The organism is Synechococcus sp. CBW1107 (assembly GCF_015841355.1).
Taxonomy (GTDB): Bacteria; Cyanobacteriota; Cyanobacteriia; order PCC-6307; family Cyanobiaceae; genus Regnicoccus_A.
The window spans coordinates 2,829,251-2,841,356 of sequence record NZ_CP064908.1 but is presented as its reverse complement, the minus strand read 5'-3'; the positions used below and the strand labels follow the sequence as shown (position 1 = coordinate 2,841,356).

General features: G+C 60.8%; 12 protein-coding genes. 5 read left to right on the top strand and 7 right to left on the bottom strand.

Annotated features, from left to right (window positions below; all coding sequences use genetic code 11):
• Positions 1–16 precede the first annotated feature (16 nt).
• Positions 17–295: a hypothetical protein gene (locus I1E95_RS14780; RefSeq protein WP_197163506.1), complete on the bottom strand. Its 279-nt coding sequence runs from the start codon at positions 293–295 to the stop codon at positions 17–19.
• Positions 296–587: 292 nt separating this feature from the next.
• Positions 588–1,751 carry a transposase gene (locus I1E95_RS14775; protein WP_231594671.1) on the bottom strand — a complete coding sequence of 388 codons (1,164 nt, stop codon included), beginning with the start codon at positions 1,749–1,751 and terminating at the stop codon, positions 588–590.
• On the opposite strand from I1E95_RS14775, the gene I1E95_RS16965 reads away from it, so the two are divergent.
• Complete coding sequence (locus I1E95_RS16965) at positions 1,750–2,259, top strand: transposase (protein ID WP_231594670.1); 510 nt, start codon at positions 1,750–1,752, stop codon at positions 2,257–2,259. The genes I1E95_RS14775 and I1E95_RS16965 overlap by 2 nt on opposite strands.
• Positions 2,256–3,314, top strand: a complete 1,059-nt coding sequence (locus I1E95_RS14770) for an IS3 family transposase (protein ID WP_231594669.1) — start codon at positions 2,256–2,258, stop codon at positions 3,312–3,314. The genes I1E95_RS16965 and I1E95_RS14770 overlap by 4 nt, the downstream gene beginning before the upstream one ends.
• A gap of 183 nt (positions 3,315–3,497) precedes the next feature.
• Here the strand turns inward: I1E95_RS14770 and I1E95_RS14765 are convergent, their stop codons facing one another.
• Together I1E95_RS14765 and I1E95_RS14760 are read right to left on the bottom strand one after the other, a co-directional pair.
• Positions 3,498–4,091, bottom strand: coding sequence for a hypothetical protein (locus tag I1E95_RS14765; RefSeq protein ID WP_231594668.1), 594 nt, complete (start codon positions 4,089–4,091; stop codon positions 3,498–3,500).
• A 431-nt stretch (positions 4,092–4,522) separates the two neighbouring features.
• On the bottom strand, positions 4,523–5,659 hold the full coding sequence (locus tag I1E95_RS14760; RefSeq protein ID WP_197163502.1) for an IS5 family transposase: 1,137 nt from the start codon (positions 5,657–5,659) through the stop codon (positions 4,523–4,525).
• A 94-nt stretch (positions 5,660–5,753) separates the two neighbouring features.
• Here I1E95_RS14760 and I1E95_RS14755 point away from each other — a divergent pair, with 94 nt between their 5' ends.
• Positions 5,754–6,350, top strand: a complete 597-nt coding sequence (locus tag I1E95_RS14755; protein ID WP_370594555.1) for an IS5 family transposase — start codon at positions 5,754–5,756, stop codon at positions 6,348–6,350.
• Positions 6,351–6,574: 224 nt separating this feature from the next.
• On the opposite strand, the gene I1E95_RS14750 is transcribed toward I1E95_RS14755, so the two are convergent.
• Positions 6,575–7,057, bottom strand: coding sequence for a hypothetical protein (locus tag I1E95_RS14750; RefSeq protein WP_231594667.1), 483 nt, complete (start codon positions 7,055–7,057; stop codon positions 6,575–6,577).
• Positions 7,058–7,529: 472 nt separating this feature from the next.
• Here I1E95_RS14750 and I1E95_RS14745 point away from each other — a divergent pair, with 472 nt between their 5' ends.
• Together I1E95_RS14745 and I1E95_RS14740 are read left to right on the top strand one after the other, a co-directional pair.
• Positions 7,530–8,786, top strand: coding sequence for an IS256 family transposase (locus I1E95_RS14745; RefSeq protein ID WP_197161565.1), 1,257 nt, complete (start codon positions 7,530–7,532; stop codon positions 8,784–8,786).
• 264 nt (positions 8,787–9,050) lie between these two features.
• Complete coding sequence (locus I1E95_RS14740; protein ID WP_197163498.1) at positions 9,051–10,010, top strand: glycosyltransferase family 2 protein; 960 nt, start codon at positions 9,051–9,053, stop codon at positions 10,008–10,010.
• Positions 10,011–10,144: 134 nt separating this feature from the next.
• Here the strand turns inward: I1E95_RS14740 and I1E95_RS14735 are convergent, their stop codons facing one another.
• Positions 10,145–11,116, bottom strand: a complete 972-nt coding sequence (locus tag I1E95_RS14735; RefSeq protein WP_197163496.1) for a hypothetical protein — start codon at positions 11,114–11,116, stop codon at positions 10,145–10,147.
• A gap of 80 nt (positions 11,117–11,196) precedes the next feature.
• Positions 11,197–12,105 carry an NAD(P)-dependent oxidoreductase gene (locus I1E95_RS14730; RefSeq protein ID WP_197163494.1) on the bottom strand — a complete coding sequence of 303 codons (909 nt, stop codon included), beginning with the start codon at positions 12,103–12,105 and terminating at the stop codon, positions 11,197–11,199.
• Position 12,106: the final 1 nt, after the last annotated feature.

Genomic DNA, 12,106 nt, shown 5'->3' with positions numbered 1-12,106 from the left:
AGCCGTAAGGCCCCCATCAGCAAGCCATCAGGTGGACCAGTTTTCGTGTCGCCGGAGGACCAAAAGCGGATGTCGCTTGACACGCGGAAGACTGGCGTCTACAGGAAGTCGGCTCCACGCTGCTCGAGGACGAGGAAAAAGGGCGGTTCGCATGCAGCGCGTCGGCCTGCACCAGCAGGCCGCTGAGCTCCACGCGATCGAGGAGCTCTCGCAGGGCCTGGATCTCGCTGCCGGCATCTGTGGCGTAGGTGTTCTGAGCGATGGCCACGCCCAGGCTGTTGGAGTACAGACTCACCTGGGCGATGTAGACGCAGTCGGCCGGAGGCCATAGCGCGCTGCGCCGGAGGCGTTCTCCGCGATCGAGCCCCGCAGCGTCTTGCCGTCACAGACCAGGGTGTCGACCATCTCAGGCACGCCCGGCTGCGCTGTGATCCATTGCTGCAACAGGGATTCAAAGCCTTCCACATCGAGCTGGCTCAGCAGCCAGCGGAAGGTCGAGTCCGACGGCGACTTGGCGATGTGGGTGCCGAGGTGCCCGATGTCAACTACCTAGGCGGGCGCTTTGCATCAACAACTTGTTACCCATTTCAATTGACGCCTGGTAACACTGGCTTCTCACCGCTTTGGGCATCCTCCAAGCCTGAGGGCCTGTCCGCCACCAGAGTGGCCATCTCGTTTTCGATCCATTGCAGCCGGTAACCGCGCAGGCGCCGCTGCAGGGTGCGCAGGTGGCGTGCTCCGTAGTGGTCCGGGTTGTGGCGGATCAGCCGCTCCAGCAGCGCTTTGGCCTGGAGCTGGGGCTCGGCCTGCAGCCATTGCTCAATCCGCTCCACATCCGCTGCAAAGGGATCCGGCCTGGTGCGTTTGCCGGTGCGTGGCTTGGGCTTGCGCCGCCTGGGCTGGTTGGTCTGCCAGAGGGTCTGCAGCCCGCCCAGGAACACCTCCAGCGATCGGTTCTCCGCAGCCAGATCCCTGTCCGTTCGACTGGCTTGCAAGGCAGAGCCCTGCTCACCGCTGGCCAGCACCGCCAGCTGTCCCTGGCAGCGTCGGATCGTGGTGAGCAGGGCCACCGGGTCACTGCGGCGCTGCAGCTCCCGCCAGTGTTCGGCCGTCGCCTCGCTCAGCACGCCAATGGCCAGCAACCGCTGCAAGGGCGTTCGCGGTGGGTGGTGCTGGCGCTTGATCCGGCCACCGTCGCGCTCACTGCTTTTGAGCTTGAACGACGGTTGGAACAGGTTGGTGAACAGCCGCAGAGCGCCGTAGAGCTCCCCCAGCACCTGGGCCGCCTCCAGGCCCTCCAGCCGCTGGTAGCCCACCACCCGGCGCACCAGCATCCCGTTCTTCTGCTCCACCCAGGCCTGGTCGTTGCTCTGGTACGCCCTGGATCGGGTGAGCACGATCTGGTGGCCCGGCCGGTCACACCAGGCCTCCATCAGGCTGTTCATGAACACCGGGTCGTTGTCGGCATCGATCCCCCGCAGTGGAAACGGCAGCTGCCGGCGGATCAGCTGCAGGGCCGTCAGCACCACCGCGCCATCGCGCACCAGGATCGGCAGGCTTTCACTCCAGCCAGTGGCGATATCCGTGGCCACCAGGGTCCACAGAAACGGGCCCTGCATGCGGCCGCCGCAGTGGGCCACCAGATCGATTTCCAGCCAGCCAGGCTCTCTGTGATCGCTCCAGCCCCCCTGCGTCAGGAAAGTTGTCCGCTCGGTCTGACCCATCCACCAGGGGGCCAAACCGACGACCATGAAACCGACCTATGACACCGCTGTGCGGGACCAAGTCCGCCAGCGCATGAGCCCGCCAAACCGGGAGAGCGTGGCCGAGATCGCCCGCTCCACCGGGATCACGACCCAGACCCTCTACAACTGGCGCAGCCAGTGGCAGAAGCAGGGTCAGCTCGTGCCAGCCACCACCAAGCCGCCGGAGCAGTGGAGCGCTCTCGACAAGCTGGCCGCTGTGATCCAGGCGGCCGGCCTGAGTGGCCCTGATCTCGGGGCCTTCTGCCGTGAGCGGGGCCTCTACCCCAAACAGCTTGCCCGCTGGCGGCAGGCCGCCGAGGATGCCAATGGCCCCAGCGCTCCGAGCATGGCTGATCAGCGAGAACTTCAGCGTAAGAATCAGGAGCTGATTCGCCAGAATCGCCGCTTACAACGCGAATTGGAGAAGAAGGAGAAGGCTCTCTCGGAGGCGGCAACACTGCTGATGCTCTCAAAAAAGCTCGATCAGCTGTGGCCACGGGACGAGGAACAATGATCCCGCCAGAGGATAGAAGCCAGCTGATGGAATTGTTCCGAGAAGGTCTCAAAGAAGGGGCTTCTGCCACGGCGATTGCAGATCTGATCGGTATCTGCTCACGCACGCTACGGCGCTGGGGCATTGCGTTCCAGACACATGGATTCAGCCAGGATCGCCGCAAAGGCTCTCCACGGAATGTGGCGCACCGATTCACACCAGAAGAGCGGCAGCGCTTAATTCACATCGTCAATGATCCGCGATTCGCGGACCTCACTCCCGCCCAGATCGTGGCCATCCTTGCCGAGGAGCGAATCTATGTGGGTTCAGAGTCCACGATTTACCGCATCATGCGGCAAGAGGGTCTGCTGAACCACCGTGGCAGAACCCGCCTGCCGCGTGAGCCCAGGGAGGTTCCGGTGTTGGAAGCAACGGGCATCCATCAAGTACTGGCCTGGGATATCACCCTCCTCCCCGGCCCCGTGAAGGGGCAGTTCTATTACCTCTACATGGTGATGGATGTATGGAGCCGGCGCATCCTCGGCGCAGAGGTGCATGAGCATGAATGTAGCGAGTTGGCCAGCGCATTCTTTGATCGTGTCTGCCGCGATGAAGGGATCAGCAAGGAGACTGCTGCGGTCCTGCACTCGGACAATGGCGCCCCCATGCGCTCATTCACTCTGGCGGCCAAGATGGCGGAGCTGGGGGTGTCGCTTTCGTTCTCAAGGCCACGCGTCAGCAATGACAACGCCTATGCCGAGTCGTGGTTCCGCACGATGAAATACCACCAGAGTTATCCGCTCAGGCGATTCCGGGATCTGCTTTCGGTGAAAGCCTGGGTGGATGGCTTTGTCGAGTGGTACAACGCTGAGCACCGGCACAGCGGCATCAAGTACGTGACGCCCAATCAGCGCCATTACGGCCAGGCTGACGCGATCTGCGCCATCCGCCAACAGACCTATGAGGAAGCTCGGCAGAGGCATCCTCAGCGCTGGAGCCGGCCACCCCGCAACTGGTTACAGCCACAGGTTGTGAGCATCAACCATCCCCGACCGCAGAAACCTGTGGCTGCTTGACCCTCAACAATCCAGGCCCCCGTGGCTGTCCGATGGCGCCCCTCCAAGGGCGCGATCGGCAACAGCCGCGATCAGGGGCCGGACGCCCCAACCCCGACCGAAGACAGCCATCGATGACAACAACACCCCGGCCGTGCGGCCCCTGAACCTCAACTCGCAGTACAGTCCATCTCGGTGCTCAGCTCAGCACCCCGAGCGGACAACTTCCCTGATAGGTCCCGAGCCCTTGAACGTGCGCACCGGCACCCGCCGTCTCACGGCGCTGTAGGCCCGCGGCGGCCGCCGCCAGTTGTTGGCAGCGCTGGCCTTGCGGATCGGTGCCAGCAGCCGATCGATCGTGGCGCTGCTCATCGCCAGCACCTGCTCACGCACCGCAGGCTCCAGGTTCAGGTGGCCGTGTTGCTCCAGAGACTCCACCAGCAGCGGTAGCAGGGCCGCCAGGCGCTTGCCGCACAACCGATCACTTGCTTCCCACAACGGCACCAGCGCCGCTGCCACCTCGGGGCCATAACGGCGCCGGGGATGGGGCTTGAGCGCCGCCAGATCAACCGGCCCTTCTGATTCGACGGGGGCAGCAGCCTTGCGATTGAGCAGCCGCAGCAGCGATTTGCGGTGATACCCCGTGATCGCCTCCAGCTCGTCCAGCAACCTGCGCTTACCGGCAGCACTCAGGCCCCCGTAGCGCTGGCGGGCCGCCTCCATCACGGCCCGTCTGCGCTGCGGATCAGGGCCGGCCGCTCCAACCTCACGCCTCCCAACCGCAGCACCGCTCGGCATGACCGCCACCTTGCGCCAGATACTGATGCAACAACCTTACGCAAGTAACCCAAGTAACGATGCAATGCGCCCGCCTACCTAATCGTCGCCGAACAGGCTGCTTGACCCTCAACAATCCAGGCCCCCGTGGCTGTCCGATGGCGCCCCTCCAAGGGCGCGATCGGCAACAGCCGCGATCAGGGGCCGGACGCCCCAACCCCGACCGAAGACAGCCATCGATGACAACAACACCCCGGCCGTGCGGCCCCTGAACCTCAACTCGCAGTACAGTCCATCTCGGTGCTCAGCTCAGCACCCCGAGCGGACAACTTCCCTGATAGGTCCCGGATCGGCGGCTATCAGAGCCGCAAACTGCCCGATTTCGGCATCGTTGGCCTCTCTGCAAGACATTGGTTGAGGCCGATTGGGCACACCTCTGGACAACGGGCTGTTCATGCCATCTCCATCGCGGGCTTGAGCAGGTTGCCCAGGCGGATCAGGTTGTAGGCGATCACGTGCAGGCCAAACACGGCGCCGACCTTCTCGGTACCGCGCAGTTTGAACTGGCGCAGCCCGCCAAATGCCTTGATCCAACCAAACACCTTTTCGATCCCACGGCGGGCATTGATCGATTTGGCGTAGCCCACGTGACGGGTGGTGCGGCCATCAATGGCTGAGCCACCGCTGCGGGCAGTGTTCTGGGCCACGTGGGGCGTGACACCGATCCGCCGCATCTCAGCGACAAACCCTTTGGTGTCGTAGTTCTTGTCGGCGCCGACGGTCTTCTGGTGGGCACCGGCGAGGTCTGCTGCCATCTCCTTGGCGGCATCCCGCTCACCGGTTCCCGTGGCCTGTGTGACGCGGCAATCGACGATCAGGTCGTGGCGGTTGTCCATGAGCACATGGCCTCGATAGCTCAGCTGCGCTGGATGGGCATTCGATTTCCGGGCCAGCCGTGCCTCAGGATCGGTGCTGGAGCGGTGGGTCTCGTTGCTGAGCTTGATGCCGCGAAAGTCTCCTTTGGCGCGCTTCTTGCCCTCTTTGGGAGCACCGAATCCTTCGCCAGGCCCTGTGGGCGGAGGCGGAGGATCCTCCTGGCCATCAATCCGCTCCAAGGAAGCGTGTGACGCCCAGGCCTGGAGCAACGTGCCGTCCACGGAGAAGTGCTCGTCACTGAGCAGCGGTTGGACCTCGGGAGCTCCCATCAGCTTCTCCAGGAACAGCCCCATGACGTCGTCAGTGAGGAGCCGATCACGATTCTTGGTGAATGTGGTCGGATGCCAGATCGCATCGTCAGGGCTCAAGCCCACAAACCAGCGGAACAGCAGGTTGTAGTGGAGCTGCTCCAGCAGCAGCCTCTCGGAGCGAATCCCGTAGAACGCCTGCAACAACGAGGCCAGCAGCAGTTGCTCCGGCGGCACCGATGGACGACCTTCTGAGGCATACAACCTGCAGAAGGTGGGGTTGAGTCGATCGAGGGCCTGATCCGCCAGCTTCCTGATCCGCCTCAGCGGATGGCTGGCCGGGATCCGCTCCTCGATCGAGACGTAGGAGAACAAGGAGCCGCTGCGCTCCTGCTGACCTCGCATCAAACCTGGGGCAGTTGACTCATTCTCGCAGAGGAAGCGGGGTTTTTCAGCAAACTCCTAATCGTCGCCGTGCAGCGCTCAGATCTTTGAAGCCGTGAAGGCCCACCTCAAGGCCAATGGCATGGCCATGAAGCAGGGCACAATCATCGATGCGACCATCATCGCGGCACCAAGCTCCACCAAGAATGAGAAGCGGGAGAGGGATCCTGAGATGCACCAGACCTGCAAGGGCAAGCAATGGCACTTTGGGATGAAGGTCCACATCGGGGTGGACAGCGAGAGCGGCCTCATCCACTCGGTGGAAACGACCGCCGCCAATGTTCATGACCTCACCCCCGCCGCTGATCTCCTGAACGGTGAAGAGACAGTGCTCTACGCAGATGCGGGATACCAGGGGATTGAGAAGCGGCCCGATATGCAGGGCAGAGGCATCGGCTTCCGCGTTGCCATGCGCCCAGGAAAGCGTCGCGCCTTACCAGATACACCCGAGGGACGTGTGGATGATCTGATTGAGACGGCAAAGGCTCACTTTCGAGCAAAGGTGGAGCATCCGTTCCGCGTGATCAAACGGCAGTTCGGCTTTCAAAAGACCCGGCTGCGGGGAATGCTCAAGAACCGTTGCAAGGTGAATGTGCTGGCCGGCCTCTCAAACCTATTCATGGCGCGCCATGAGTTGCTATGCAAGACATGACTGGGGGAGTGGTGTGCCCATTTGGGGCAGGCACCATCCCAAATGGGCAAGATTCAGCGTCCACAAAGGTGAATTCAGGCTGATCAACACCCGAACCACCCTCAAATAGTTCATCTCGAACAAACCGCGGCTCCAGACTCTCTTTTAGGGCTCGTTGTCCAGAGGTTCCCTAGAGAAGTCTACAGGTAGCTCCTTTATGTGGCTTGCATTCTGAGACAGGCAAGTCATATACCTGGTATGGATATTTGTAAGCTGAAGGAACTGGCATATGGATGGGTATTGATGAAAACAAAGGGGAAAGGTTTGGTTTTGCTAATATTTGAGAGGTTCCAGTCTTGGCTAATGACAAGGTCCGGGCCGATTGTCTCAAGACAGGAAAGTGTTGACGAACAGAACTCAAAGACATCAGGAAATATTAGCACAAACTCTAAGATTTCAGAAAAGGGTTGCAGATTATCAAGCTCTCCAAATGGAATATGTAACATTATATTTGCCTGGGGATGCGCTCCCTTTATGGCTTTAATAAGTGAGATACTGTAAGACAAATCTCCGAAGCGGCTGTTACCAAGAAAAGTGTAAATAACAGTGATTATCCCCTTGCCTCGATCGTTCTCTATTTTTTCCTTAAGAAGACGAGTTAATTGTCGCGTAATCAGTTCATAATGGCTGTGAACAGCAGAAATCCCGTTGAGCGGTTCTTGGGCCATTGTAATAAAGTAGCTTTTGCGCGTCAATTTGAACTTTATCATATTGCTGGGCATTTAGCCAGAGGGTAGTCTCTCTAAAAATTGGCAAGACCGAGCTGCCACTGCGAGAATGGGCCAGCCTGCCACCCCAGATGCAAGTTCAAAGATGGCGCAGCGGCTCCCTGTGATCCTTTGTGACTGGGGGTATTTAACCTCAACAAAGCATAACTGAAGCTGGCCAATACATGATCAGTCTTAAAACAACTCTTGCCAACAAAAGCACCTAAGATCTCTCCATGGGAGCCTGAGTTCCAGAGCTTCCACAGCGGGTGGGACGCTTTCAAGCGGCGTCCCAGCAAGTGGTGTAACTCAGGAGGATCAGCCCCGGCGTAGCCGGGGCTGACGGCTCACCTCCCTCAGATTTCAGCTGTGGCAATGGGTGGGCCGGTCTGTGACCCTGTTCGGAGAACTACCACCAAACCGAACACAGACCATGACCCTCACCCATAGTGGCGCCTCCGAGCTGAGCCAGCTCATGGAGGGCACCACCGCTGGCGCCCTGATCCCAGAGATCGTGCGCCGGGGTTTCCAGGACCTGCTGGAAGCCGAGGTTTCTGCCCTCACGGGCGCTCAACTCCATGAGCGCTGCCCCGATCAGCGCTCCACCCATCGCAACGGCTACCGGGAGCGGCTGCTCACCACCCAGGTGGGCGACCTCAGCCTGGCCATTCCCAGGTTGCGGCAGGGCAGCTTCTTTCCCAGCTGGCTGGAGCCACGCCGCCGGGTGGACAAGGCGCTCTACGCCGTGGTGATGGAGGCCTACACCGGCGGGATCTCCACCCGCAAGGTCGACGCCCTGGTGGAGGCGCTGGGCGGGGCCAGCGGCATCTCCAAATCGGAGGTGAGCCGCATCTGCCAGGGGCTCGATGAGCAGGTGAAAGCCTTTCTGGGCCGGCCGCTTGACCATGCCCGCTTTCCCTACGTCTACCTCGACGCCACCTACCTCCACGGCCGCCTGGGCCGAAATATGCAGGTGGTGTCGCGGGCGGTGGTGGTGGCGATCGGCATCAATGCCCTCGGCTACCGCGAAGTTCTCGGCATTGCCGTGGGCGACAGCGAGGCGGAGGGCTTCTGGCGTCAGTTCCTGGGCTCACTCAAGGAGCGTGGCCTCGACGGCACCCGCCTGGTGATCTCGGATGCCCACCTGGGCCTGACGGCAGCGATCAAGCGGATGTTCCAGGGCAGTAGCTGGCAGAGGTGCCGGGTGCACTTCCTGCGCAACCTGCTGAGCCATGTGCCCAAGGCCGGCCAGGACATGGTGGCCGCTGCCATGAAAGCGGTGTTCGTGATCCAGGCTCCAGATCAGGTGCGCGCCCACTGGCAGCGGGTCACCGAGATGCTGCGCAAGCAGTTCCCCGGCGCCGTGCCCGTGATGGAAGCCGCCCGGGACGACGTGCTGGCCTTCCTGCACTTCCCCCAGGAGCACTGGCGCAAGGTCTGGAGCACCAACCCGCTCGAGCGCCTCAACAAGGAGATCAAACGCCGCACCAACGTGGTCGGCATCTTCCCCAATGATCCAGCGATCGTGCGCCTGGTGGGCAGCCAGCTGCTGGAGCAGCAGGAGGAATGGCAGCTGGAGCGTCGCCGCTTCTTCTCTGAGGCCACCATGGCCAAGATCCCAGAGCCAGAAGAGCCCTTGGAGCTCACCGATGCAGATCCGAACGCCCAGCCGGCTGCAACCATCAGCTGAAGCGCACCAGCTTCTACCTCGATCTACACAGAACACATCGATCGCTGAGTTGCCAATTCAGCGATCAGGGTTCATAATGGATCAATGGAGCTGCGCAATCAGCTTCCAAGCAGTCATCCCCTGACTGCTCCTGTTCACCCTCCGGAGAGGGTCACAGGACCTCCTGAGTTACACCACTCGGAGGGGCGCTACCCGCTTTCATCCGAGTGACCTGCCAAGACAAGGCTAAAGTCAGTTCAATCCTCGGATAATCGTTGAGGGCTGATGACGGGCAAGAGCTGCTTCCTGATGCCTACTTTCAATTCGGCTGAGACGTTGTCCGAAACCCTGGCCAGCCTCCTCGCCACCTCCCGCACGGAGGCCAGCCGCGCCGTGGATCTTGTGATCCTCGACGGCGGCTCCACCGATCTCACCCACTCCCTCTGCCGCCACTACAGCCACCAGCGCCCCAACCTGTACTTCCACTCACTGCCTGGCACCCATCCCGGCGAACGCCTCAATCACTTCTTCGACACCGCCTCCTACGGCTACGCAATGATCTGTCACGCCGACGACATCTATGACGCCGACGCCCGTATCGAAGTACTAGGGGAAATGGTGGGGTTGGGTCACTGGGTGCGTGGCTCGATGCACGGCTTCTTCCAGAACCCTCTCGATACCCTGCTCCAGCAGAAGCGTCACCCCTATACCGGCCATCACAGCAAATATCCCACCGATCCCCTCTCCTTCCGAGCGGAGATACCTTTTTGGTGGTCCATTTCACTGAACACAGTTTGCTACGACCTGTGCGCAATCTCCACTTCCGGGATCCGCTACGACTGGCAGAGTTATACCTATGCCGCTGATTATGACTTCCATCAGAGGCTGAGCCAGTCCGGGCCGTGCGCAAGTAGTGCCCGAATCACAACAATCACGCGCCACGACAGTCGCAGTGACGGACCCACTCACGCTGCCGAACTCCAACACGAATGCCGGCAGATCCGCAAGTGCATCGTCGATCGCATCGGGCTTGTGGCCTTTCTCGATGATCCTTCTCTTTCTCTCTTCCTCGATCTTGAGTTCTGCCACGGCACCATTGTCAGCCAGCATTTGCCCGATGTCCCTTGGACGTCCCTCCGCGAGGGCCTGATCCGCTATTACAATGCGCACGAACTCCGACCCTTCGCCAACCGCGTGATTGCGGCACTTGAAACGGCCGATACGGCTACTTTGGCGAGCGACTAAACAGCGCTTCGATGATCTTCAGGCACCGATTCAGCTGCACCTGTAGCAGAACGACCTGCTGCTTCATTCTCTGATTGTCCCTCTCCAACAGTGACACCTGCTGATTCAGCTGGCGAACCAGCTGCAGCATCGGATCAGGCGGCATTCGTCCTTCCCCCGTCGATCGATAGGCTCAACGGCGACTCCGGCAAAAACAAGGCCGCCATTTCACCCATTTCCGCGCATGGAAGCGTAAAGAGGCGCACCAATTCAAGTGTCACGAGCTGGAAGCCGAGAACCGTGTGGTCGTTAACATCATTTCCCAGCCGTGCCGGGCTGGTGGCGCCGTGATCGATCAGCCGCAGGTGCTGCGTCGCCTCAGACCGCAACGGCACGTAGACCCTGATCTGTACCAGCGCCCCTATGCCCGGATGGATCTGCCGATATAGCAATAGTTGTTCGATCATCACATCGATGATATGCCAGTGTCGCAGCTCCGGATCATTCCTGTCATGGAAGCTCAACGACAACGCGATCTCCGCAACACGCACCCCTTCGGCTTCGTCATGAAAACAGGCCTCCGGTTCGAAGAACAGAGTCAGTTTCGACTCCTTGCCGGTAGACCAGCAGAATCCCTCTTCCGGATCCTTCCAGCCGGGGCCTAGAAGGCTGGTGTAAGGGGAACCCCGGCCGAACGCAAGAACCTCGCCCTGCGACAGCATCGGGACTTCCTCAATCTCAATCGCATAGAGCTGGAAGCCGAGCGCCATGCCATCGATGCTGGCTGAATCGTGGTTATTGATATGCAGGATGTTCAGCCTTGGCTCCGTGACGGCCGCCGGCGCATGAAGGATGATGCGCGTGCGACCCCTCACGGTCTGCTCCAAAAGCACTGTCCCGCCAAGCATGAATGTGAGTCGGCTGCCGTTGGGATTGCTGGCCGTGAGCGGCACATTGATCTCGATCTTGATCTTGAGATTTATGCCCCGGTACTTACTCCCATGCCCGAGCGGTATGTTCATGATATTAACTGGCCCTAGCGACCAAATGAAGTCGTGCTCTGGCGACTTCCAGCCGCTCAGGAAGACTATGTCGAAGTCGTCATCTGTTGGCTTGATTGTCAGCATTGCGGGGATCAGTTCAGCAGTAGGTATGTGAGGCTCGCCATGGCGAGCGAGGTCAGTGAGTTGAAAAGTTGTGATTTGCATCAGGGTGCCGCCATGTGGTGCGCGGTTTCCTGCAGTTGCTCCCGGAGGGCCGGCGCAGCGATCCTGTACTGTCTTAGAAGCTCTCGAAACGGGCCGCTGTCGGCTCGGTAGTCGTCGGCAGGAAGCGAGGGATCAATGTGGAATAGCGGCTCCGGCAGGCCCCAGAGTTTGCTGATTTCCTTCGCCAGATCTACCAGTGACATGGTCTGCAGTACCGCATCCACATGACAGAGACCTGGCTCCGTCGGTGACTCCAGCATCGCCCAGAGCAGCCGCATCATCGTGCCGACATGCACGTAGCTGCGGATTACAGGCCGCCTGCTGTGGATCTCGATTCGCTCGCCGGCCAGGGCTCGGCTCAGGAAGTCGCTCAGTGCGAACACTTTTGGATCCTTGATGAAGCGCCCCGCGGCCCCGTACACCCGGAACACCGCTGCCATCCGCTGAGCGCCACTACAGCGCCAGAGCTCCTCCTCCTCATGCTTCAGCGCCGCATAGGGATTGCTGGTGAGATCCGCGACGGCGGCGTCAAACACGGCGGCGGCACCCGAGGAGGTCGTAATGATTGGGATACCGGGATGACGACTTATGCAGTCGGCCACCAGGGCTGTAATGGCGCGGTTCTGCGCGATGTAGCTCTCCACGCCCACCTCAGCGATGCGATCACGGGTGAGAAAGGCAAGATGAATCATCCCCTCGGCACCGTCGATCCCATCGAGAGTCTCCAAGCTCACCGCTGACACAGGACCATGAGGGCTCCCGATGTCGATGTCCTTAGAGGATGAGGCACAGGCGATCACATCGCGCCGGAGCGCCTCCGGCCCGTGTACCTGCTCGTACTCCCACAGCGCCGTGCGGCCGAACCAGCCGCTGGCGCCCGTCAGTACCCAACGTCGTTGTGGCGCCATC